Annotated in this window: 22 protein-coding genes; 15 read left to right on the forward strand and 7 right to left on the reverse strand. The window is 68.8% G+C overall.

Annotation, left to right across the window (positions count from 1 at the left end; genetic code table 11):
- Positions 1–31 precede the first annotated feature (31 nt).
- The 3 genes from ABJK40_RS07695 to bmt all read left to right on the forward strand — a co-directional run bounded on the left by ABJK40_RS07695 (position 32) and on the right by bmt (position 4,138).
- Positions 32–2,017 (forward strand): prolyl oligopeptidase family serine peptidase, encoded by a 1,986-nt coding sequence (locus ABJK40_RS07695; protein ID WP_348480374.1) that lies wholly within the window; start codon positions 32–34, stop codon positions 2,015–2,017.
- A gap of 232 nt (positions 2,018–2,249) precedes the next feature.
- A complete protein-coding gene (gene trmB / locus ABJK40_RS07700) occupies positions 2,250–3,035 on the forward strand; it encodes a tRNA (guanosine(46)-N7)-methyltransferase TrmB (RefSeq protein ID WP_348480375.1) in 786 nt (261 codons plus the stop codon).
- Positions 3,036–3,145: 110 nt separating this feature from the next.
- Positions 3,146–4,138, forward strand: coding sequence for a betaine--homocysteine S-methyltransferase (gene bmt, locus ABJK40_RS07705; RefSeq protein ID WP_348480376.1), 993 nt, complete (start codon positions 3,146–3,148; stop codon positions 4,136–4,138).
- Between the two features lie 18 nt (positions 4,139–4,156).
- Here the strand turns inward: bmt and ABJK40_RS07710 are convergent, their stop codons facing one another.
- Positions 4,157–4,486 (reverse strand): hypothetical protein, encoded by a 330-nt coding sequence (locus ABJK40_RS07710; RefSeq protein ID WP_348480377.1) that lies wholly within the window; start codon positions 4,484–4,486, stop codon positions 4,157–4,159.
- Between the two features lie 97 nt (positions 4,487–4,583).
- Between ABJK40_RS07710 and ABJK40_RS07715 the strand changes: the two genes are divergently transcribed.
- From ABJK40_RS07715 to ABJK40_RS07725, 3 genes are all read left to right on the forward strand, one after another.
- Positions 4,584–5,468, forward strand: coding sequence for an acyl-CoA thioesterase domain-containing protein (locus ABJK40_RS07715; protein ID WP_348480378.1), 885 nt, complete (start codon positions 4,584–4,586; stop codon positions 5,466–5,468).
- Entirely contained in the window at positions 5,465–6,100 is a 636-nt protein-coding gene (locus ABJK40_RS07720) for a DNA-3-methyladenine glycosylase I (protein WP_348480379.1), read from the forward strand. The genes ABJK40_RS07715 and ABJK40_RS07720 overlap by 4 nt, the downstream gene beginning before the upstream one ends.
- A 183-nt stretch (positions 6,101–6,283) precedes the next feature.
- Positions 6,284–7,828: an NAD(P)/FAD-dependent oxidoreductase gene (locus ABJK40_RS07725; RefSeq protein ID WP_348480380.1), complete on the forward strand. Its 1,545-nt coding sequence runs from the start codon at positions 6,284–6,286 to the stop codon at positions 7,826–7,828.
- 122 nt (positions 7,829–7,950) lie between these two features.
- On the opposite strand, the gene ABJK40_RS07730 is transcribed toward ABJK40_RS07725, so the two are convergent.
- Positions 7,951–8,967, reverse strand: coding sequence for a glyoxylate/hydroxypyruvate reductase A (locus ABJK40_RS07730; RefSeq protein WP_348480381.1), 1,017 nt, complete (start codon positions 8,965–8,967; stop codon positions 7,951–7,953).
- 117 nt (positions 8,968–9,084) lie between these two features.
- Here ABJK40_RS07730 and ABJK40_RS07735 point away from each other — a divergent pair, with 117 nt between their 5' ends.
- Complete coding sequence (locus tag ABJK40_RS07735; protein WP_348480382.1) at positions 9,085–9,837, forward strand: MOSC domain-containing protein; 753 nt, start codon at positions 9,085–9,087, stop codon at positions 9,835–9,837.
- Between the two features lie 19 nt (positions 9,838–9,856).
- Here the strand turns inward: ABJK40_RS07735 and ABJK40_RS07740 are convergent, their stop codons facing one another.
- On the reverse strand, positions 9,857–10,204 hold the full coding sequence (locus ABJK40_RS07740; protein ID WP_348480383.1) for an antibiotic biosynthesis monooxygenase: 348 nt from the start codon (positions 10,202–10,204) through the stop codon (positions 9,857–9,859).
- Positions 10,205–10,395: 191 nt separating this feature from the next.
- Between ABJK40_RS07740 and ABJK40_RS07745 the strand changes: the two genes are divergently transcribed.
- From ABJK40_RS07745 to ABJK40_RS07765, 5 genes are all read left to right on the forward strand, one after another.
- Positions 10,396–12,798, forward strand: coding sequence for an MMPL family transporter (locus tag ABJK40_RS07745; RefSeq protein ID WP_348480384.1), 2,403 nt, complete (start codon positions 10,396–10,398; stop codon positions 12,796–12,798).
- A gap of 91 nt (positions 12,799–12,889) precedes the next feature.
- Complete coding sequence (locus ABJK40_RS07750; RefSeq protein WP_348480385.1) at positions 12,890–13,582, forward strand: phosphotransferase; 693 nt, start codon at positions 12,890–12,892, stop codon at positions 13,580–13,582.
- Between the two features lie 61 nt (positions 13,583–13,643).
- Positions 13,644–13,883, forward strand: coding sequence for a hypothetical protein (locus ABJK40_RS07755; RefSeq protein WP_348480386.1), 240 nt, complete (start codon positions 13,644–13,646; stop codon positions 13,881–13,883).
- Between the two features lie 124 nt (positions 13,884–14,007).
- Positions 14,008–14,511 carry a 5-(carboxyamino)imidazole ribonucleotide mutase gene (purE, locus tag ABJK40_RS07760; protein ID WP_348480387.1) on the forward strand — a complete coding sequence of 168 codons (504 nt, stop codon included), beginning with the start codon at positions 14,008–14,010 and terminating at the stop codon, positions 14,509–14,511.
- Positions 14,508–15,731, forward strand: a complete 1,224-nt coding sequence (locus ABJK40_RS07765) for a 5-(carboxyamino)imidazole ribonucleotide synthase (RefSeq protein ID WP_348480388.1) — start codon at positions 14,508–14,510, stop codon at positions 15,729–15,731. The genes purE and ABJK40_RS07765 overlap by 4 nt, the downstream gene beginning before the upstream one ends.
- Before the next feature lie 21 nt (positions 15,732–15,752).
- On the opposite strand, the gene ABJK40_RS07770 is transcribed toward ABJK40_RS07765, so the two are convergent.
- Together ABJK40_RS07770 and ABJK40_RS07775 are read right to left on the reverse strand one after the other, a co-directional pair.
- Entirely contained in the window at positions 15,753–16,940 is a 1,188-nt protein-coding gene (locus tag ABJK40_RS07770; protein ID WP_348510215.1) for an FAD-binding protein, read from the reverse strand.
- Positions 16,941–16,984: 44 nt separating this feature from the next.
- Positions 16,985–17,812 (reverse strand): agmatinase family protein, encoded by an 828-nt coding sequence (locus ABJK40_RS07775; protein ID WP_348480390.1) that lies wholly within the window; start codon positions 17,810–17,812, stop codon positions 16,985–16,987.
- 45 nt (positions 17,813–17,857) lie between these two features.
- Here ABJK40_RS07775 and ABJK40_RS07780 point away from each other — a divergent pair, with 45 nt between their 5' ends.
- From ABJK40_RS07780 to ABJK40_RS07790, 3 genes are all read left to right on the forward strand, one after another.
- Positions 17,858–18,658, forward strand: a complete 801-nt coding sequence (locus ABJK40_RS07780) for an alpha/beta hydrolase (RefSeq protein ID WP_348480391.1) — start codon at positions 17,858–17,860, stop codon at positions 18,656–18,658.
- 48 nt (positions 18,659–18,706) lie between these two features.
- The gene (locus ABJK40_RS07785; RefSeq protein ID WP_348480392.1) at positions 18,707–19,168 is read left to right on the forward strand and encodes a hypothetical protein; all 462 of its coding nucleotides are present in this window, start codon (positions 18,707–18,709) and stop codon (positions 19,166–19,168) included.
- A 98-nt stretch (positions 19,169–19,266) separates the two neighbouring features.
- Complete coding sequence (locus ABJK40_RS07790) at positions 19,267–19,653, forward strand: hypothetical protein (protein WP_348480393.1); 387 nt, start codon at positions 19,267–19,269, stop codon at positions 19,651–19,653.
- A 57-nt stretch (positions 19,654–19,710) separates the two neighbouring features.
- On the opposite strand, the gene ABJK40_RS07795 is transcribed toward ABJK40_RS07790, so the two are convergent.
- Both ABJK40_RS07795 and ABJK40_RS07800 read right to left on the reverse strand, forming a co-directional pair.
- The gene (locus ABJK40_RS07795; RefSeq protein WP_348480394.1) at positions 19,711–21,114 is read right to left on the reverse strand and encodes a HAMP domain-containing sensor histidine kinase; all 1,404 of its coding nucleotides are present in this window, start codon (positions 21,112–21,114) and stop codon (positions 19,711–19,713) included.
- Positions 21,111–21,770 carry a response regulator transcription factor gene (locus ABJK40_RS07800; RefSeq protein WP_348480395.1) on the reverse strand — a complete coding sequence of 220 codons (660 nt, stop codon included), beginning with the start codon at positions 21,768–21,770 and terminating at the stop codon, positions 21,111–21,113. Before ABJK40_RS07800 ends, ABJK40_RS07795 begins: the two co-directional genes overlap by 4 nt.
- Between the last annotated feature and the right edge of the window lie 77 nt (positions 21,771–21,847).

Below are 21,847 nucleotides of genomic sequence, written 5' to 3' on the forward strand. Positions count from 1 at the left end.
CCGGGTCCTCGCCGCTTCGTAGAGTCGGAGCATGACGATCGAATCGCGCCCTCGCTCCGTCGCTGCGTACGGCACGTGGCCCTCACCCCTCTCGGCTGTCGATCTCGCCGGTGCCAACACCGGATACAGCGACGTCCGGGTCGACGGCGACCGGGCTCTCTGGTTGCAGTCGGATCCGGCGAACGGTGGGCGGACCTCGGTCGTGTCGGCCGGTCGTGACGAGCCGGCGCAACGCATCACGCCGGACGATTTCGACGTACGCACCCGCGTCCACGAGTACGGCGGGGGTGCGCTCGGTGCGGGCCACGGCGTGGTCCTGGCCTGTCGATGGGACGACCAGCGGGTCCACCTGATCGACGGCGACGAGGTCCGTGCTGTCACTCCCGAGCCGATCGCTCACCACGGGATCCGCTGGGCGGCCATGACGGTGCTGCACGGCGGGGCGGCCTTCGTGGCGGTCCGGGAGACACACGGCGCCGACCGGCTCCACCCGAACGTGAACGTCCACGGCGACGACGAAGCCGTCAACGAACTGGTGCACGTCGACCTGGTGTCGGGCGAGTGTTCGGTCCTCGTGTCGGGCCCGGACTTCGTCGGCGGACCCTGGGTGAACCACGGCGGATCGCGGATCGCATGGCTGCAGTGGAACCATCCGCACATGCCGTGGGACGCGGCCGAACTGTGGATCGCCGACCTCGCAGGTGGGGCGATCGCCGGCGCCGCACGGGTGGCAGGAGGAACGGGAAGCGCGGTGTGCGACGCTGCCTGGGACGGCGACGACCGACTGGTCTTCTGCGACGATCCGAGCGGCTGGTGGAACGTGTACGCGTGGACGCCGGACGGCATCGAGCGCCTGCAGGACGAGGCGGTGGAGAGCGGCATCCCCCGGTGGGTCAGCGGCGACGGCTGCCTCGCCGTCGTCGGATCCTCGCCCGACGGTGACCGACCTGCCGACGTGTTCGCGGCGACCGCCGACCGAGGGTCCACGCATCTGCGCCACATCGGCGTGGGCGAGATCCCCCTCGCCGGCGTCGCGTCGATCTCGAATCCGATGGCATACGGCAGCGACGTCGTCGCGGTGGTCGGTGGGCCGACCATCGCCAACGCCGTCGTGCGGATCGACCCCGCCTCCGGTGAGTGGACGCCGCTCAGCGACGCCGTCCCGGTTCCCGACGGGGCGACCGGGTCGGTGCCGGTGCCGATCACGTTCGGCACGCCCGACGGTGCGGTCGCCCACGCGCTGCACTACCCGCCGGCGAGCGACACCCACGTCGGGCCCGATGACGAGCGGCCTCCGCTCGTCGTGCTGAGCCACGGTGGACCCACGTCCGCTGCACGGACGTCGATCCACCTGACCGCGCAGTACTGGGCATCGCGAGGCTTCGCAGTGGTCGATGTCGACTACCGGGGGTCGGTCGGATACGGACGCGAGTTCCGCGATGCGTTGCGCCACCACTGGGGCATCCACGACGTGACCGACTGCGTCGCTGCTGCACAGCACCTCGTGGAGCGCGGCCTCGCCCACAGCGACCGACTGATCATCGAGGGCGGGAGCGCGGGCGGCTACACGACGCTGCTCGCCTTGTGCACCACGAACGTGTTCGCAGCGGGTGGCGACATGTTCGGCGTGTCCGATCTGCGCGCGCTCGCCACCGACACCCACAAGTTCGAGTCGCGCTACCTCGATTCGATGATCGGCGAATGGCCCGCCGAGGAGCCGACGTACGTCGAACGCTCGCCGCTGAGCCACGTCGCGACCCTCACCACACCGATCATCGTGTTGCAGGGCGACGAGGACGAGGTGGTTCCTCCGTCGCAGTCCGAGGTGATCGTCGACGCCATGCGCGCGGGTGGGATCGCGCATGCGTACCTGTTGTTCGCCGGTGAACAGCACGGGTTCCGCAAGCCCGAGAACATCGTGCGGGGGGTCGAGGCCCGCCTCGCGTTCTACGGGCGCATCCTCGGGTTCGAGCCCTTTGACCAGGTGGAACTCCCGGAGTTCGTCCCGGGTCGGTAGCCCTCGCCCGGACGTACGCGTCCCCTGTGTCACCGATGGCGAAGAGTTCCCCGGTGGGTTCAAGACATCGTCGGCATCCTCGTTCGTGTCGACGACGACAACATCGTCGACGAATTCTGATCGTCGCGGTCACCACGAGCGGATCACCCCGGTGATCCACTCGGACTGATGTCGATGCCGCCCACCGGACCTCGTCCGGTCGGCGGTGTCGCGTGTCGGTATCGTGCGCGGCGTGCGAGACCATGCAGTGGAGTCCCCCGACGGCGTCGTCGCGGAGCCGACCCGAACTCGTGGTGGCCCTGCGATGCTCACCGAGTCGGAGTCGGGGGCTCGCAACGTCCGGCGCCCTGCGTTGACGTTCAAGGTCCGGCGCCGTGGACTGTCGGACAAGCGCCGGGCCGAGTTCGACGAGTGGATCACCGACTGGTCGATCCCGATGGACGGTCCACTGCTCGACTGGGCCGACGTGTTCCCCGCCGGCGAAGGCATGGCGCGCGACCCGGCCAGGGGGGTGGTGCTCGACATCGGGTTCGGACACGGCGAGTCCACCATCCGGATGGCCCACGCCGAACCCGAACTCGACGTGATCGGAGTGGAGGTGCACGATCCGGGCGTGGTCACGGTGCTCGACGCGATCGTCAACGACCCCCTCCCCCATGTGCGGGTGATGCACGGCGACGTGGTCCCGTTCCTCGATCGCATCGCGCCCGAGTCGTTGCGCGTCGTTCGGATCTTCTTCCCCGATCCGTGGAAGAAGCAGCGTCAACATCACCGCCGACTGGTCCGCTCCGATGTGGTGACGGCACTCGTCGACCGGATGGAGATCGGGGGCCACCTGCACCTGGCGACCGACATCGTCGACTACGCCGAACTGATGCAGCGGGTGTGCGACGGCGAGTCCCGCCTCGACGGAGGGGTCGTGGAGCGACCCGGGAGTCGACCGCTCACACGGTTCGAGCAGCGCGGCCTCGACGAGGGCCGTCCCCCGACCGACCTGATCTACCGCCGCACGACCTGAACCGCGTCCCGACCCCTCGTCGTTCTGGTTCAGAGCCGGGGCGACGGGGTTCGGCGTCGTGGGACTGGCGTCGGTCGCGGCGGCACGGCGTTCCCGGCAGACTGTTCACCATGAGTGTGTTGCACGACCTGATCGCCGAGCGCGGCGTCCTGCTGATCGACGGGGCCATGGGCACCGAGCTGTTCTCCCGCGGTCTCGAATCGGGCGGTGCACCCGAGCTGTGGAACGTCGAGCACCCCGACCGCGTCACCGCCGTCCACACGGACTACGTGAACGCCGGGTCGGACATCATCCTCACCAACTCCTTCGGCGGCACCGGCTTCCGCCTCAAGTTGCACCAGGCCGACGATCGCGTGATCGAGCTCAACGAAGCGGCCGCACGCGTGGCCCGCGCCGCCGCCGATGCGAGCGACCGCCGGGTGCTCGTGGCGGGGTCGATGGGCCCGACCGGCGAACTGCTCGAGCCGATGGGTTCGATGACGCCCGACACGTGCGCATCAGCGTTCGCCGAGCAGGCCAAGGGCCTCGACGCGGGTGGGGCCGACGTGCTCTGGATCGAGACGATGAGCCACCTCGACGAGATCGCGGCAGCCGTCGAAGGCGCCCGATCGGTGAGCAACCTGCCGATCTGCGCCACGCTCAGCTACGACACCGCCGGGCGCACGATGATGGGCGTCACGGGTGAGCAGGCCGTGATCCGTCTGGCCGAACTCGGCGTCGACGCAGTGGGCGCCAACTGCGGCAACAACCTCTCCGACACCGAGGCGGCGCTCCACGAGATGCGTGCCGCCAACCCGGACATCCTCCTCGTCAGCAAGGCGAACGCCGGCATGCCCGAATGGGTCGGAGCCGAACTGCACTACAGCGGGTCGCCCGAGATCATGGCCGCCCACGCCATCCGTCAACGTGACGCGGGGATCCAGATCATCGGCGCGTGCTGCGGGAGCTCGCCCGCACACCTCGCGATGATGCGCAAGGTGCTCGACGGTGAGATCGACGTGCCCGACGTCGACTTCGAGGCGGCGGTCAAGCGGTCGGCGATCGTCCCGCGCGAGCGTCGGGGCCCACGTGGCCGCGATCGTCCCGCCGGCGCCTCGTACTGACCGTTCTCGGCCTCGGCGCTACATGGCGCCGAGTCGAACGAACGTGAACACCATGACGACGCACAGGGCGATGGCCGTGGTCACGCGCTTCTTCTGATCCCAGACGACGCCATCGCCCTGGTACACGGGCCCCGTCAGGAGGATGACCAGGGTCAAGGGGATGAAGATCAGAGCGGAGACGACCAGGACCCAGCGCTTGCGGTAGAAGGGTGCCGTGTCGAACGGATTGCTCGTCGGCGTGAGTGCCCGAGGTCGCACGGACCCGTGGACACCGCCCGGGGTCGTGGCACTCGGCCCCCCTGCGGGGGCGACGGTTGCGGACATGTCGGACGGAGGATTGTCGGTCATTCCACGATCATGACGATCGACCGGTAACACAGCGCCAACAGCGAAGGTGTCGCAACGACTGCACCTGGTTCGCCCCCGACCGGTCACAATGTGGTCCATGGATCACGGCGAACGCGCACCACTGATCGGCGACGTCGATTTCCGCGACCTCTTCGACCTCGAGCCCCACGGGCCCGACACCTACGTCGGCCGGGTCGCCTACTACCCGTGGGGCAAGCGGCTGTTCGGCGGCCAGGTGGTGGCCCAGGCACTGCGTGCCGCGATCCACACCGTGGATCCCGAACGTGTGGCGCACTCGTTCCACTCGTACTTCATCCGTCCCGGGTCACCGAACGAACCGATCCGGTTCGAGGTCGAGCGCCTGCGCGACGGACGGTCGTTCACCACGCGTCAGGTGGTCGCCCGCCAGTCCGGCGGTGCGATCCTGAATGCGTCGGTGTCGTTCCAGGTCCCCGAGCAGCACGAAGCCGACGTCACCCTCGCCGGTCTCCCCGCCGGTGTCCCCGACCCGACGACCAGCGGCCTCGTCGACCAGTCGTGGGGCGACCTGCTCGACCGGCGGGCGGTCGACCTCCCCGACGGCGGAGTCGGTTGCTGGATCCGACTCCTCGCCGACCTCGGCGACGATCCCGTCCTGCACCTCTGTGGACTCACGTTCATGTCCGACGCAGCGCCGCACCGCGCCGGGCGTTCGTCGCACCCCGAGTACACGAACGACCCGTCGGATCGCCAACGGTTCCTCGGCGCAAGCCTCGACCACTCGCTCTGGTTCCACCGACCCACCCGCGCCGACGAGTGGCACTGGTTCGACACCCACTCGCACGGATTGGCCGGGGGTCGCGGTCTGGTCACCGGCGATGTGCTCACGATCGACGGCCGCCACGCCGCGACGATGGCCCAGCAGATCCTCCTGCGCAAGAACCGCAACGTCACACACGACGACCTCACGCCGGACCGACCCACATCGGACGACGCGACGTGAACACGCCTCCCGAGCCGAGCGAACCCGTCCGCTGCGGGTGGCCGACCGACGACGAACAGTACGTGGCGTACCACGATCGGGAGTGGGGGCGACCCACCACCGATCCGACACGCCTCTTCGAGAAGATCTGCCTCGAAGGATTCCAGTCGGGACTGTCGTGGATCACGATCCTGCGCAAGCGCGAGAACTTCCGCGCCGCATTCCACGGGTTCGACCCCGAGTCGGTCGCTGCGTTCGGTCGACGCGACGTGGAGAGGTTGCTGGGCGACGCCGGGATCATCCGGCACCGCGGCAAGATCGACGCGACGATCAACAATGCGCAGCGGATGCTCGAGCTGGTCGAGGCCGAGGGGTCCTTCGTCGACTGGATCTGGAACTGGGCGGTGACCGAGCCCGTGCGTCTCTCCGATGCGCACGGTGCCGTCGCAGGTGGTGTCCCGGCACAGACCGACCGGTCGATCGCACTGTCGAAGGAACTGAAGCGTCGCGGCTGGAAGTTCGTCGGTCCCACCACCGCCTACGCCTTCATGCAGTCCGAAGGCCTCACGAACGACCACGACGTCGCCTGCTTCGTGCACGCCGACTGCGAAACCGAACGCACCGCCGTGCTCGCCGGTCGCACATTGCGCTGACGCCCGCCGCCGAGCAGTCCGGGCCGGCTCGCCGTGATGCCGACCGTCCGCTGCACGAGTGCAGCTGATGATCTCGGCTGCGTGTGATCCGGCCTGCGTGTGATCTGGGCTGCATGTGATCGGGGCTGCATGTCATCTGGCCAGCATGTGATTCGGGCGGGCGGTCGCGTCTACGGTCGTGGCATGGGGAATGGAACAACGTTGCAGCACGTCGATGTCCTGATCGTCGGGGCGGGCCTGTCGGGCATCGGCATGGCGTGTCACCTCACACGCGAGTGCCCGACGAAGTCGTACGCGATCCTCGAGGCCCGCCAGGACCTGGGTGGCACGTGGGACCTCTTCAAGTACCCGGGCATCCGCACCGACAGCGACATGCACACCTTCGGCTACGACTTCAAGCCGTGGAAGAGCAACATCTCGATCGTCGAGGCCGACCTGATCAAGAACTACATCCAGGAAGCCGCCGACGAACACGACGTCACCCGCCACATCACGTTCGGTCGGCGAGTGGTCGACGCGTCGTGGGACTCCGCCACGTCGACGTGGACGGTCACGATCCGGCCCGAGGTCGACGGCCAGGTCGTCGACAGCAGTGTCGATGGGGCCGTCGGTGAGCCGACGACGATGACGTGCAACTGGCTCCAGATGTGCAGTGGCTACTACTCCTACAGCGAACCGCACCGACCCGACTTCCCGGGCGAGGAACGCTTCGGTGGCGAGATCGTGCACCCCCAGTCGTGGCCCGACCACCTCCAGACCGCCGAACAACTCGACGGGAAGAAGATCGTCGTCATCGGGTCCGGCGCGACGGCGGTGACGCTGATCCCGGCACTCGCGAAGAAGGGTGCACACGTCACGATGCTGCAGCGCACTCCGTCGTGGATCTTCCCGGCGCCGGCGAAGAACCCGATCGCCGCCGGTCTCCGTGCGGTGCTCCCGGAGAAGGTCGCCTACGGAGCGATCCGCAGGATGAACACGTGGCGCACCGAACTGGCGTACAAGCAGACGCGGACGAAGCCCGAGAAGATCGAGGCGATGATCAACAAGATGGTCGCCAAGAAGCTCGACGGCTCCAAGGAGATGGATCCGCACTTCACGCCGCCCTACAAGCCGTGGGACCAGCGGCTGTGCCTCGCCCCCGACGGCGACATCTTCACCGCCATCAAGGAGGGTCGCGCCGATGTGGTGACCGACCACATCGAGACCTTCGACGAGACGGGCATCGTGCTGCGGAGTGGCGAGCGGATCGACGCGGACGTGATCGTCACGGCGACCGGGCTGTCGATGCTCGCGCTGGGAGGCGTGACGCCGGTGGTCGACGGTGAACGGATCGACATCGCCGAGACCTTCACCTACAAGGGCTTCATGTACTCCGGTGTGCCGAATCTCGGGACCACGTTCGGCTACATCAACGCCTCGTGGACCCTGCGTGCCGACCTGATCGCCCGCTACATCTGCCGCCTCCTGAACAAGATGGACGCCGACGGCACCACGCGTGCCCTGCCCGTTGCCGACCCCGGAATGCCCCAGCGGCCCTACGTCGACGACTTCTCCGCCGGATACATGCAACGGCGTGTGCACACGTTCCCGAAGCAGTCCGATCGCGACCCGTGGACGGCGTCGCAGAGCTACGCACACGACAAGAAGGTGCTGCTCGCCGCCGACGCCGACCTGGCCGACGGTGTGATGGAGTTCTCGTCGCCCGTCCGCGAACCTGCGACCGCCTGAACGTCGCGATCCGGTCGACACGTGCCGGCAGGAATCCTCCGTCCGAGTTCCGGTCAGCGCACGTCGCCGATCGGAGCCGATGAGCTGACAGGAACGGGAAGAACCGGGGTCGACGGACGGCGTCAGTAGCCGCGAGTCCGGTCCACGAGCGCGTCGGCGGGAAGCGTGCCGTCGACGAGGAACGCCCGGACGTTGGCGGCGGCGATGACGGCGGCCGTCTCGGCGCTCGTCGGACCGGAGACGTGGGGCAGCACGGTCACCCGCGGATGACTCCAGTACGGGTGACCCTCGGGGAGCGGTTCGGTGACGAACACGTCCAGCACCGCATGCTCGAGGTGAGCGCGATCGAGGCGGGCACCGGTCACGCGAGAACCTGTGTCGGAGGCGCCACTCGTCGTGCCGTCGTCGAGGGCTGCGAGGAGCGCCTCGTCGTCGACGGTCGGCCCGCGGCCGAAGTTGATCAACGACGACCCGGTGGGCATCTGCGCGAACGCCGCAGCACCGAGCAGTCCGGTCGTCGCCTCGGTGTGCGGGAGCAGGTTGACGACGATGTCGGATCGGCGGAGGAGTGCATCGACACCACCGCCGTCGAGCCCGTCGTGGAAGCACTCGACCCCGTCGATCGACTTCGGGCTCCTCGACCAGCCGGTCACGTCGAAGCCGTGATCTCGCAGCGTCTCGACCGCGGCACGGCCGAGCACCCCGAGTCCGAGGACGCCCACACGACGATGGGACGCGTGGACGAGTTCGTGCACGATCCACTGGCCGTTGCGTTGCTGGCGCGCGTAGCGCGGCATGTCGCGGTGGAGGTGGAGCGTCCACGCGAGCACCGCTTCGGCCATCGTCTCGGCGAGTCGGGGGTCGACCATGCGGGCCACCTCGACACCGGCCGGAAGAACGGGCAGGATCGCCTCGACGCCGGCCCACGTGCTCTGCACGAGTCGCAGGTTCGGGAGCCTCGCCAGTTGTCCCTCGCTCGGCCCGTCGGCGATTGCGACCGTCACCTCGTGCAGGCGTTCCGGTGCGATCTCGCCGAGGACCCGTACGTCGAGATCGGGCGCGGCCCGACACAGGGCGTCGACGAGGGCTGCGTTCGGTCCGTTGTCGGGACTGCGCACGAACGGGACCAGCGGTGTCATCGGTGCGCAGCCTCGCGGCGGAGATCGCACCACGCAACCCGGCTCCACCCCGGCGGACCGCCTCCCTGCCGTTGACCGTCTGGGCGTGGCGGTTCGGGTCGCGTCTAGTGTCACGCCATGATCGGCGTCGAGACCTGTGACCGTTGTGGATTCGATCGGAGCCAGTGGAACGAGCAGGATGCCAGCCGCACCCTGGCCCACGCCGACGAACTGCTCGCCGGGTGGAGTGTCGATGCCCGCCCCGAACTCGAGAAGCGCCTGCTCGAGCACCAGCTGGACGACATCAAGGCGGTGCAGTCGTCGCCCGACCTGTACGACGAGGTGCATCACCTGTGGCACGGACTGGTGTCGATCGCCGACATCCGACGCAAGGGTGACGACGCCGTCGCCCGCCAGGTCGGTTCGGTGGCCCAGATCAACTCGTCCGATGGCGGCGTTCCGAAGACGGCGATCCCGACCGCCGACATCGGCGTGCGCGGAGTCGACGGCGACGTGCAGGCGTCGCGGGTCCACCACGGTCGGCCGTGGCAGGCCCTGTGCCTGTGGAGTGCCGAGGTGATCGACGCGTTCGCGGCCGACGGTCACCCGATCGCCTATGGATCGTGCGGCGAGAACCTCACGCTCGCCGGTCTCGACTGGTCCACGATGCGCGGTGGCACGATCATCGACATCGGTTCGGGACCCGACGCCGTTCGCCTCCAGGTGAGTGCACCGTCCGAACCGTGCAGCAAGAACAGTGCGTTCTTCACCGACCGCGACATCAACCTGATGGACCACGACCGCAACCCCGGCCACAGCCGTTGGTACGCCTCGGTGCTGCGCCCCGGGTCGATCGCCACCGGCGACCGGGTGGTCGTCAGCCCGATCTGACACGCGATCGGCAGCGGCGTCACCCCGGTCGAGGCCGAACACGGGTGAAGCCGTACGCGCGTTCCACCCGCGCGACGCGCAGTTCGTACTCCTGGTACCAGCGGGTGCGACCCGTTTCGCGCACGACGGTGTGTTCCGCATCGGCCCTCCAGGTCGCGATCGCATCCTCCGATTCCCAGTACGACACCGTGATGCCGACGCCGTCGCCGCCCCGGGCGGAGTCGACGCCGAGGAAGCCGGGCACGTCGCCGGCGAGTTCGATCATGCGAGCGGCAGCCTCGGCGTAGCCGTCCGTCCGGTCGGTCGTGGTGCTCGTGAAGATCACCGCGTGATACGGCGGCTCGGGAGTCGATGCGAGGCCGGCCATCTGCGAAAGGTAGCGATCGGACAGGGGCGGATCCGGTGGGGATTCACGGGCGGGCGGTGACGGACGGTCCCCGATCGGGTGGCCGCTCCACCACCACGACGCGCCGAGCCGGGAGTCGCGACCGGACCGGGTGCCGCGTGGCACACCGCCCAGTGCTTGCTTTCCTCCGGTGACGGACGCACTGTTCACTGATGAAATCAGCGTCCACTCTGGAGCGGCCCGGCGCCGGTGATCCGGCTCCTTCGTCGACCCTGCGACGGCCGTCGTTCTGGGCCCGTGTCGGTGGCACCGCCTACGACCACCGGGGCCGCGTGCTCGTCGCGTGGATCGCTGTCCTCGTCGCCGTCTTCGGATCGGTCGGGCTGATCGGCGCATCGACCGAATCGTCGTTCGACACCCCCGATTCCGAATCGGCTCGCGGGTTCGAGATCCTGCAGGAGAACTTCGGCAGTGCCGGCAGCTTCATCTCCGGATCGCTCGTGTTCGAAGCCCCCGCCGGCATCGACGACCCGGAGGTCGTGGCTGCGATGACCGCGATCTTCGAGGCCGTCGAGGACTACGACGAGGTCACGGTCACCAGCCCGTACGACCCGGCCGGGGCGCAGCAGGGTCTGGTCTCGCCGGACGAGACGATCGCGTACGCGACGCTGTCGTTCACCGAGGACACCGACGAGATCCGGGCGAGCGAGATCGGCGGGGAGATCGCCGAGCTGGTCGAGGCGAACACCGCCGACGTCGACGGGCTCCGGGTCGAGATCGGCGGTGCCGCACTCGGTGAGTTCGAGCCGCCGGAGTCGGAACTGATCGGTGTGGCGTTCGCCATCGTCATCCTCGTGCTGGCATTCGGGTCGGTCCTCGCGATGGGCCTTCCGATCGGTGTCGCGCTGTTCGGCGTCGGCATCGGCGTGGGCACGATCACGCTGCTCACCAACGTGATGACCATCCCCGACTTCGCCACCACGCTCGGCGCGATGATCGGCCTCGGCGTCGGCATCGACTACGCCCTGTTCATCGTGACCCGCTACCGCGAGGGCACGCGAGCCGGTCTCGACAAGAGGACCGCCGTCGTCACCGCGATCGACACCGCGGGGCGCGCCGTCGTGTTCGCCGGGGCCACCGTGGTCATCTCGCTGCTCGGCATGTTCGTGATGGGGCTGTCCTTCATCAACGGCCTGGCCACCGGCGCGGCGGTGACCGTGGCGATCACGATGGTCGCGTCGGTCACACTGCTCCCGGCGCTGATCGGCTTCGCCGGCGAACGCGTCGAGACCACCCGTTGGCGCGGCCTGATCATGGCGGGCGCCGCATCGCTGGGCCTCTTCGGTGTGGGGCTCGGCTTCCCGATCCTCGGGATGCTCGGCCTGATCGTGCTCGTCGGAACCCTCGTGGCGTCGTTCTTCGTGCCCAAGCTGCGCGAGGCACTGCCGACACGCCCGCAGAAGGACCTGCGCGACACATGGTCGTACCGGTGGAGCCGGTTCGTCCAGTCCCGTCCGTGGCCGATGGCGATCGGCGTCTCGATCTTCCTGCTCGTGGTCAGCCTCCCGGTGCTCGGGCTGCGCCTCGGTTTCGGCGACGAGTCGACGTTCGCCGACGGCACGACGACCCGCGAGGCGTACGACCTCCTCGCCGACGGCTTCGGGCCCGGGAGCAACGGACCGCTGCTGCTCACCGCCGAGATCACCGACCCGGCGCAGGTCGCCGCCATCCGTGACGTCGTGGCCGAACTGAACGACACACCCGGCGTCGCACAGGCACTCGGTCCGATCCCCTCCGAGAGCGAGCAGGCCGTGCTGATCCGGGTGGTGCCCGAGACCGGTCCGCAGGACGCCGCCACGTCCGACCTCGTCAACACGCTGCGCGACGACGTGCTCCCCGCCGCCACGGCGGGGGTCGGCGTCGACGTGCTGGTGACCGGTTCGGTCGCATCGAGCATCGACTTCTCGACCTACCTCTCCGCACGTCTGCCGGTCTTCTTCTTCGCCGTGCTGTCGCTGTCGTTCCTCCTCCTGATGATGGTGTTCCGCTCGGTACTCGTGCCGTTGAAGGCCGTGATCATGAACCTGCTCTCGATCGGTGGCGCCTACGGGATCGTCGTCGCCGTGTTCCAGTGGGGCTGGGGCATCTCGCTGCTCGGCACGGGCAGTGGGCCGATCGAGCCGTTCCTGCCGATGATGCTGTTCGCGATCGTGTTCGGATTGTCGATGGACTACGAGGTCTTCCTGCTGTCACGCGTCAAGGAGGAGTACGACAGGTCGGGCGACGCTGCGAACTCGGTGGCCGACGGACTCGCGGCAACGGCCCGGGTGATCACGGCGGCTGCGGCGATCATGGTCGTGGTGTTCGGGTCGTTCGTCCTCGAGGACGCACGCGTCATCAAGATGTTCGGCGTCGGCCTGGCTTCGGCGGTGTTCCTCGACGCGACCCTGGTGCGCATGTTGCTCGTGCCGGCCACGATGGAACTGCTCGGCGAGAAGAACTGGTGGCTCCCGATGTGGCTCGACCGGGTGCTGCCGACCCTGAACGTCGAAGGCGGTCATCACGACGTGGTCGTCGGCGGGTCGGCACCCACGTCCGACCGCGATCAGACCTGATCGCGTCCGGTCCCACGTCGTCCTCCGACGCAGCGGCGCCTCCGACCACCGTCACGGGGGACCGGTCGGATGCGGACACTACGGTCACGACATGACCGATGAGCCGGGTCCGCTGCTGGCCTCGGGGCGCGCCGCGGACGTGTTCGACCTCGGCGACGGGAGGGTGCTGCGGCGGTATCGCGAACACCACGATGTCGACGTGGAAGTGCGGGCCATGCGCTACGTCGCCGAGCGTGGGTTCCCGGTGCCGAACGTCCATTCTGCCGACGGATCCGACCTGGTGATGGACCTGATCGCCGGTCCCACCATGCTCGAGGCACTCGAAGCAGCGCCCTGGAAGGTGGTCTGGCATGCCCGCAGACTCGCCCGTCTCCAGCGGCGCCTCACTCGGATCAAGGCGCCCGACTGGCTGCTGGCCGACTCGACCTCGGTCGGATCGGCCCGGACGCACCGACCCCAGAGCGTGCTCCACCTCGACCTGCACCCGATGAACGTGATCCTGTCTCGGAAGGGACCGGTGGTGATCGACTGGACGAACGTCGCGGGCGGCCCGGCGGGCTTCGACGGGGCGCTCACCTTCGTGATCATCTCGACGTCGGCCACGTCCACGCCACGCGACCGGTTCGGCCAGCAGGCGTTTGCTCGGTCGTTCCGATGGTTCCGAGGCAAGCGGGTGATCGAGCCGTTCCTCGAAGCTGCCTGCGATCATCGCCTCGCCGACCGCGGCATCCTGCCCGACGAGCGCGTGGCCGTGGCGGCCTTGCGTACGCGGTTGCGGAAGTGAACGCTGCCCGCCGTCGACCGCCCGCGTGACACGGCGGTGGCCGATCGATCAGAATGTCCCGATGAGTGGATCCGCCGTCACACCGCCGAAGGGTCGTGCGACACGCGCACGCAACGACATCGGCCGCCGTCGAACGTTCATCAACCCGAAGCTGCAGTGGGCATTGGTGATCCTGGTTGCGCTCCTCGTCTTCGCCGCCATCTTCTACTTCGGGCGCGACGTCAAGTCGGACCTCAGCACCGCCGGTGTGCCGGGCCCGTCGACCGGCACGGCCGGCGTCGTGTGGGCTCACGGCATCTGACCTCTTCGCTGCGCACCACCGACTGCCGGTGCCTCGGCTCCTATGCTCGCCGGGTGATCGCTTGCACGACGAGATCCCATCGATGAAGTGCGACAGATGAAGTGCGACCGATGAGCTGGCGCAGATGACGGGGGAACCGGTCGTGATCGGCGTCGTGATGGGGTCGTCGAGCGACTGGCCCACGATGTCCCGGGCCACGGACATCCTCGATCACTTCGGTGTCGCCTACGAGGCGAAGGTGATCAGCGCGCATCGCATGCCCGACGAGATGTTCGCCTATGCCGAGGCCGCACAGGGCCGCGGTCTCCGGGCGATCATCGCGGGGGCGGGCGGAGCGGCGCACCTCCCCGGGATGCTCGCCGCCAAGACCATCGTGCCGGTCCTCGGTGTCCCCGTCGCGTCGCGTCACCTCGCCGGGCAGGACTCGCTGCTCTCCATCGTGCAGATGCCGGCGGGCATCCCCACGGCGACGTTCGCCATCGGCGAGGCCGGTGCGACCAACGCAGCACTGTTCGCGATCGCCCTGCTCGCCGCTCACGACGAGCGACTCGCCACGGCGCTGGCGACCGATCGCGACGAGCGTCGAGCCGTGGCGGCGGGGTCCGTGCTCCCGCCGCCGACGCAGTGACGAACGAGCGGCGGGTCGTCGTCCCTCCGGCGACGATCGGCATGCTCGGGGGCGGGCAACTCGGCAAGTACGCGCTGGCGGCCGCGAACGCGATGGGGTACCGGACCGTCGTCGTCGACCCCGACCCGCAGGCTCCTGCGGCCGTCGTCGCGAACGACCACGCGATCGCCCCGTACGACGACTCCGATGCGTTGGATCGGCTCGCGGCCGCCTGCTCGGTGGTCACGACGGAGTTCGAGAACGCGCCGGCGGCCGCGCTGGAACGACTCGCTCGTTCCGTTCGCGTCGCTCCGGGAGCCTCGAGCGTCGCCGTGGCTCAGGACCGGATCGTGGAGAAGACGTTCCTGGTCGACCATGGCATCGACGTCGGCGAGTTCGTCCCGATCCCGGGATCCGGTGCGCACTCCTCCCTCCTCGACACCGCCCGACGCATGGCGAACGGCGGTGCCGTGGTCAAGACCGCCCGCCTCGGCTACGACGGCAGAGGGCAGCGGCGCGTGTCGTCGGAGGCGGAACTCGAGGCGGCCCTGGTCGAGTTCGCCGGTGTGGACGTGATCGTGGAGGCACTGCTGGACCTGCGCGTCGAGGTCAGCGTGCTCGTGGCACGCTCGAGCGAGGGTCGGTCGGTCAGGTGGCCGGTCACGGAGAACGAGCACGTCGATGGTGTGCTCGACCTGTCGGTGGTGCCGGCCCGGGTCGGGCCGGCGTTGGCGGCCGAGGCCGAGCGGATCGCCGTGTCGGTGGCCGACGCGCTGGACTACGTCGGAGTGCTGGCGGTGGAGTTGTTCGTGGTCGGAGACGAGCGTCCGGGTGCCGATGGTGCGCCGAGGCTCCTGGTCAACGAGATCGCGCCGCGGCCGCACAACAGCGGCCACTGGACACTCGACGCGAGCGTGACGAGCCAGTTCGAGCAGCAGATCCGAGCGGTGTGCGGAGTCGGGCTGGGGTCCACGGCGATGACCGCCCCGGCGGCAGCGATGGTCAACCTCCTGGGCGACCTGTGGTTCCTCCCCGCTGCCGATGACCCGAACGGCGAGGGCTCACTCGGCGATCCGGTCGAGCCGGACTGGGCGGCGGTGCTCGCCGACCCCGACGCCACCCTGCACCTCTACGGCAAAGCCGAGCCGCGCCCTGGTCGCAAGATGGGTCACCTCACCGTCACCGCCGACTCCCCCACCGCCGCCGCCACCCGAGCCCTCGCCCTCCGACACGCCCTCTGAGAACCGTTCGACCATGCGGTGTCAGACCGAGCGCTCGACGTTGCTCCGGAACCAGTCGGTGGTGAACCGACCCGTCGGGTCGAGACGGTGCTTGAGGTCCAGGAAGTCGCCGAGTCCGGGCCGTTCGAGCCGCCATCCGGTGGGGATCGCCTTGCCGACGTGCCAACGGACATCGAACGGCGCCAAGACGAGGGCGACCCGGTCGACGGCGGCCTGCACCGCTGCCGGGTCGAGCTTCCAGGTGAAATGAAGTCCGGTCGAATCCCGCTCGTGGAACGGACTCATCCAGAAGTCGTCGGCGGCGACGGTGCGGATCTCGCTGACCAGGAGCACGTCGTCGAGTTCGGGGCCGATGGACCGGATGGCCTCGATCGCGGCAGCGGACGCGGTCCGTTCGACGAAGCACTCGGACTGGATCTCCGAGCCTGCACTCGGGACGGCGTCGGCTCGGAAGTGCGGCAGACGATTCCACCACGGGCCACGTTCGCCGAGTTGGCGCGTGCACGCGTCCGGAGGGTTCCCGGGAATCGGATGACGCATCGCGTCGGCGGGGACGAGGCTCTGTTCGATGTCGGTCCGAGACGGCGGTCGGTCGTCCGACCGCTGCTTCCGCCACAGTTCCCCAGCGACATCGCCCCAGCGTGTGAACACACTCACGCTGCTCGCCGAGGCGAACACATCGTCGAACGACTCCACGAGCGTCGTCCAGGCCAGCCCGTCGTGAACGGTCTGTGAGACCTCGTAGGTCGGTTCGGTCTGCAGGACCACGCGGGTGACCAGTCCGAGTGAGCCGAGCGCCACGACGGTGCCGAGGAAGTCGTCGTCACCTCGACGGAACGAACGGACCTCCCCCGTTGCCGTCAACAGGTCCAGTTCGCGGACCGCGCTCGCCAGACACGGCGACGTGGAACCCGATCCGTGGGTCGCCGTCGAGATGGCACCGCCGATCGAGATGTGCGGCAACGACGCCAGGTTGTGCAGTGCGCGCCCGCGGGTGTCGAGAGCGCCGCTCAACTCGGCGAACGTCGTCGAAGCAGGCGACGACACCGTTCCCGCCGACTCGTCGAACTCGATCGACTGCGGGATGTCGCGCAGATCGACGAGGACCTCGCCGTCCCCGATCCGGTTGAACGAGTGACGACTCGCGACCGACGAGATCCCGACGCACGATGCGACGATCGACGAGAGTTGCTCCAGCGACGAAGGCACCGACACATCGGCGGCTCGGTAGTCGACGTTGCCTCCCCAGTTCCTCACGGTCGGCGGCGGGCGAGCATGGCGCCCGCGAGTTCCTTGACGAACTTCGCACCGACCATGGCGGTCATGTCGACGACGTCACGGGTCGGGTTCAGTTCGACGATGTCGGCACCGACGATCGGACCAGGCAACGCATCGATCACGTCGAGCACTTCGCGCACCGTCAGCCCGCCGGGTTCGTGGTGGCTCACTCCGGGCGCACACGACGGGTCGAGCCCGTCGAGGTCGAGGCTGACGTAGATCGGGCCGGTGAGCGACGACGCGTCGAATTCGGAGAGTCGCCGCGGTGTGATCATGGTGACGTTCCACCGCTCGGCCTGATCGACCATGTGCTGCGTCGCGGTGCGGATCCCGAGCTGCACCAGCTTCGTCATGCACCCCTCCTCGAGCGCGCGTGCGAAGGGCGACGCATGGCTCAGCGGGTTGCCGTCGAGGTCGTCGTACATGTCGGGGTGAGCGTCGACGTGCACCACGGTCAGGTCGTCGTGGACCTCACGGAATGCCCGCAGGATCGGATAGGTCACCGAGTGGTCGCCTCCGAGTGTGATGAGTTGTCGGCCCGCAGCGAGTTGTCCACGCACGGCGGCCGTGATCGCATCGGCGTCGGCGTGTGAGCCGCGCTCGTTGGCGATCGAGACGTCACCGACATCGTCGAGGAGCGGAGTCACGTGGACCGATGCCTCGTTCGCGTCGTTGCCCGACGCCGAATGCAGCGCGGCGCGGATGGCGTCGGGGCCGAGAGCACAACCCGCGAGGAAGGAGGAGTTCGCGTCGAGCGCGATGCCGAGCAGAGAGATCGGATCGATCGAGCGACGTGCGGTCATCGTTTCATCATGGCGCAGCGCGCGCCGTGCGCGACACTGGCGCTCATGGCATCGACCACATCAGCCGACGGCGTCTCGATCGAGTTCGACGTCCATGCGCCCACCGGCGGCGACCGCGACGCGACCCCGGTGATCCTCGTGCACGGGATCACGGAGAGTGCGGTCACGTGGGACCCGCTCGTCGACCGACTCGCCTCGGGTCGCCAGGTCGTGGCGCTGGACCTCCGCGGCCACGGACGTTCGGGCACCGCCGACCGCTACGACCTCGAAGCGATGGCGGGCGACGTCGCAGCGGTCTCGACCGCCCTCGACCTCGACCGGCCCCATCTGGTGGGCCACTCGCTCGGCGGCGCCATCGTGTCGGCAGCGGGGGCGGCTCTGCCGGTCTCCTCCGTCGTGAACATCGACCAGTCGCTCCAGCTCGACGGTTTCCAGGCGCAGCTGATGGGGTTCGAAGCGCAGCTCCGCGATGCCGACGCCTTCCCGTTCGTGATCCAGGGTCTGTTCGAGATGATGGCCGGCGACCGGATCCCACCCGAGGAGATGGCTCGGATCAACGCTGCCCGCCGACCCGACCAGGACGTGGTGCTCGGTGTGTGGGAGATGATCCTCACGCTGCCGGTGGCGGAGATCGCAGCCGTCGTGGACGGTGCGCTCACCGGCTATTCGGGCCTCGATGTCCCGTACCTCTCGCTGTTCGGCATCGACCCGGGCGACGGATACGCGGAGTGGATCGGGTCGTACATCGACGGTGCGGTCACCGAGGTCTGGCCCGACCACGGCCACTACCCACACCTGGCGGATCCCGACCGATTCCTGGCTCGCCTCGACGCGTTCTGGGCGTGACGTCCTGGGCCTGACGGCGGTGCCGTCCTGCGGGGATACGGTTCGGCCATGGCGCGTCTGAGCGAGATCGGTGAGCGAGATGGCTGGCGATGCTGGATCTGCGACGAGGCGGTCGACCCCGACCGGTCCGTGAACGACGATCGCGGCCCGAGTGTCGACGAACGGATGTCGGATCGTCGGGCGAAGGCGAAGGGCAAGAAGAAGGGCGACGGCGGCCTCGTCGAGCGACTCGCCCACCGCGGGTGCAACACCGGCAAGGGCAAGGTCGAAGCGGTCGTCCCGTGGGCCGAGCACCTGTTCGTGGTCGACCCGTCGCCGATCATCCCGAGCGTCGACCGTCTCGTCAAGAAGGGCGGTCGTGAGGTGATGGCCCGCTGCCCCACACAGGACGATGCGGAGCAGGCGGCGGCCTGGCTCGTGGACCGGGTCTCGCGGCTCGAACCCGACCTCGACGTCACGTCCGACATCGACGCCGGCGGCGGGCAGTTCCTCGTCGCGCTGCGCGCCTGACCCCGCCACCGCAAGTCATGACGAGGTCTTGACCCAAGTTCGAGCGGTCGTGTCCCGATCAATGTGTCACGGGGGACGACCGGAACGAGGATCAGATGATGGACGAACGAACGACACGACACCTGGAGTCGGCACTCCGCGCGCACTCGGGTCGGTCGGTTCGTGTCGGTGTTCTCGACGACTCGACCCTGCGTGTCGTGCTCGATCCGACGGGTGACCGAGGGCGGGTCGACGTGCTCGCGACCGGCGCCGACAGCCGATGGACCGTGTCGGATCGCGGAGCGACCGGTGCGCTCCACGGGCTCGATCTCGACTTCGTCATCTCCAAGCTCGCGGCGTTCGACACACAGCTCACCCGGCGCGGCGACGAACTCGTCGCCGACACCGACGACCGGTCGCTCGCCGAGGCAGTCGCCGCGTTCGTCGACACCCTGGAGTTCGTCCCCGTCCTCGTCGGACTGTATGCCAACGACCTCGCGGCGTGATCGGCACCCGTCCGGGAAGCGCCGGGACGTCATACGGCCGATGGACCCGACTCGGGTTCAGGCGTCGCGATACGTGAGGGTGACGGCGGTCCCGGCGGGGCTGGTGCGGACCTGCACCTGACCGTGTTGCGCCCGGGTGAGGGTGTCGACGACGGCGAGGCCGAGCCCACTCGTCCGGTGTCGACCCGCCGGTCGTGTCGTGGTGAACGGCTCGAACACGTGCGGGAGGAGTTCGTCGGCGATGCCGTTGCCGTCGTCGGTGACGGTGATGAGAACGCAGTGTGCGTCGGCATCGACCCGGGCGTGGATCTCGACGGTCGTGTCGGGTGGGTTGTGGTCGATGGCGTTGCCGACGAGGTTGGTCAGGCTCTGCTCGATGCGGGCCTGGTCGCCCACGAGAACGCAGGGCGGAGCCGGACGCAGGGTGACGCGTCCGTCGAGGCCGAGTGCGCGTACGTGGGTCGCGACCGCATCGAACAGGTCGGGGACGAACACCGGGCCCATGCGGATGTCGATGCGATCGGGGTCGCGTGCGATGTCGGAGATGTCGTCGAGGATCCGACGCAGGCGGTGGAGTTCACGACGCACGGTCGTCGCCGTGTCGGCGATGTCCTGCGGTCCGGCGTCGTGATGGGTCTCGAGGAGTTCGAGATGTCCTTCGGCGACGGCGAGTGGGGTGCGTACTTCGTGGGACACCGCCGCCAGGTACCGCTGCCGGGCGTCGTCGCTGTCCTCGATCCGGTCGAGCATCGCATTGAGGTCACGTGCGAGTTCGGCGACCTCGTCGTCGGTGTCGGGGACCGGCACGCGGGTCGACAGGTCGACCGGGGTGATGTCACGCGCAGCGTCGGCGAGACGGTGCAGTGGGCGCAGGGTTCGACGGACCACCAACGCGAGCAACACGCCACCGACGACGAGGGCGACGACGCCGGCGAGAGCCGCGCGTTGCAGTGCGGATGCGGCGGCGTCGTTGGCGGGCTCGAGCGACGCGAACACGGTGACCACCGCGAGTGAGGCGCCGCTCTCGTCGATCACGTCGAGGTCGAGTACCCGTACCGGGCCGGCGTCGGTGTCGACGGAGCGGAGGCGCCCGGGCTCGACGGGCGGAGCGTCGCGGCTGCGGGAGAGCGCTGCGAGGCGCGCCGGGCCACCGGTCGCCGTGACCCGGATGCCGACGACGTTGATCAGGGCGACGTGGCGAACGCTGCTGGGGTGCACCGTGAGGGCGGTGTTCGCCGCCTGCCGTGCCTCGGGTGGCGACAACACGCCGTCGAGCCCGCCCGATGCCGTGGCCTGTCGGGCGAATTCGTTGCCGAGCGCCTGCGCTTCGTCGCGCAGCAGCCCGTCGGTGTCGTTGCGTCCCGAGACCGCGACCAACTGGTACGTGATGAGACAGACGATCGTCAGGGCGAGGGTCATCACCACCACGGCCCGCAGGACGACTCGCGTGGTGAGCGTCATGTGTCGTGGAGCTTGTATCCGGCGCCGCGGACCGTCTTGATCCGCTCGGCCCCGATCTTGCCGCGGAGGTGGCTGACGTAGACCTCCACGACGTTGGACGAGCCGTCGAAGTCGTAGCCCCACACCTGGTCGAGCAACTGTGTCTGGGACAGCACGCGCCCGGCGTGACGGGCGAGGACCTCGAGCAGCGCGAACTCGCGGGACGACAGATCGATCGAGCGGCCGTCGACCATCGCCGTGTGCCCGGCCAGATCGATGCTCAGCGAGCCGACCGCGATCACGTCCGATCGGGACTGGTCGGTGGAGCGGAGTCGCGCGCGGATCCTGGCGAGGAGCTCGCTGAAGCTGAACGGCTTGATCAGGTAGTCGTCGGCGCCTGCATCGAGGTTCGCGACACGATCGGTGACGGAGTCCTTCGCCGTCAGGATGATCACCGGAACCGTGGGGCGACGTCGACGAAGCCGAGTGAGCACCTCCTCGCCGGGGATGCCGGGCAACCCGAGATCGAGCACCACGAGGTCGACGTCGTCCGACATGGCCAGTGCGAGTCCGTCGATTCCGTCCGATGCGACGAGCACCTGGTAGCCCGCCGCTTCGAGCCCCCGTCGGACGAATGCGACGATCCCCTCCTCGTCCTCCACCAGCAGTATCGACACCGTTCTCCCACCTTCTCGGCCGCCGGCCACACCGGACCGTCGCCGCACATCGTCCGAACAGCTTCGCCGACGCCGCT

Source organism: Ilumatobacter sp. (genome assembly GCF_039969435.1).
Lineage (GTDB): Bacteria > Actinomycetota > Acidimicrobiia > Acidimicrobiales > Ilumatobacteraceae > Ilumatobacter_A.

Bases quoted from the DNA above. Each gene is read 5' to 3' on its own strand.
- ABJK40_RS07695 (WP_348480374.1), top strand. From the start codon at position 32: ATGACGATCGAATCGCGCCCTCGCTCCGTCGCTGCGTACGGCACGTGG.
- bmt (WP_348480376.1), top strand. From the start codon at position 3,146: ATGAGTGTGTTGCACGACCTGATCGCCGAGCGCGGCGTCCTGCTGATC.
- ABJK40_RS07710 (WP_348480377.1), bottom strand. From the start codon at position 4,486: ATGACCGACAATCCTCCGTCCGACATGTCCGCAACCGTCGCCCCCGCA.
- ABJK40_RS07715 (WP_348480378.1), top strand. From the start codon at position 4,584: ATGGATCACGGCGAACGCGCACCACTGATCGGCGACGTCGATTTCCGC.
- ABJK40_RS07725 (WP_348480380.1), top strand. From the start codon at position 6,284: ATGGGGAATGGAACAACGTTGCAGCACGTCGATGTCCTGATCGTCGGG.
- ABJK40_RS07730 (WP_348480381.1), bottom strand. From the start codon at position 8,967: ATGACACCGCTGGTCCCGTTCGTGCGCAGTCCCGACAACGGACCGAAC.
- ABJK40_RS07735 (WP_348480382.1), top strand. From the start codon at position 9,085: ATGATCGGCGTCGAGACCTGTGACCGTTGTGGATTCGATCGGAGCCAG.
- ABJK40_RS07740 (WP_348480383.1), bottom strand. From the start codon at position 10,204: ATGGCCGGCCTCGCATCGACTCCCGAGCCGCCGTATCACGCGGTGATC.
- ABJK40_RS07745 (WP_348480384.1), top strand. From the start codon at position 10,396: ATGAAATCAGCGTCCACTCTGGAGCGGCCCGGCGCCGGTGATCCGGCT.
- ABJK40_RS07750 (WP_348480385.1), top strand. From the start codon at position 12,890: ATGACCGATGAGCCGGGTCCGCTGCTGGCCTCGGGGCGCGCCGCGGAC.
- ABJK40_RS07755 (WP_348480386.1), top strand. From the start codon at position 13,644: ATGAGTGGATCCGCCGTCACACCGCCGAAGGGTCGTGCGACACGCGCA.
- purE (WP_348480387.1), top strand. From the start codon at position 14,008: ATGACGGGGGAACCGGTCGTGATCGGCGTCGTGATGGGGTCGTCGAGC.
- ABJK40_RS07775 (WP_348480390.1), bottom strand. From the start codon at position 17,812: ATGACCGCACGTCGCTCGATCGATCCGATCTCTCTGCTCGGCATCGCG.
- ABJK40_RS07780 (WP_348480391.1), top strand. From the start codon at position 17,858: ATGGCATCGACCACATCAGCCGACGGCGTCTCGATCGAGTTCGACGTC.
- ABJK40_RS07785 (WP_348480392.1), top strand. From the start codon at position 18,707: ATGGCGCGTCTGAGCGAGATCGGTGAGCGAGATGGCTGGCGATGCTGG.
- ABJK40_RS07790 (WP_348480393.1), top strand. From the start codon at position 19,267: ATGGACGAACGAACGACACGACACCTGGAGTCGGCACTCCGCGCGCAC.
- ABJK40_RS07795 (WP_348480394.1), bottom strand. From the start codon at position 21,114: ATGACGCTCACCACGCGAGTCGTCCTGCGGGCCGTGGTGGTGATGACC.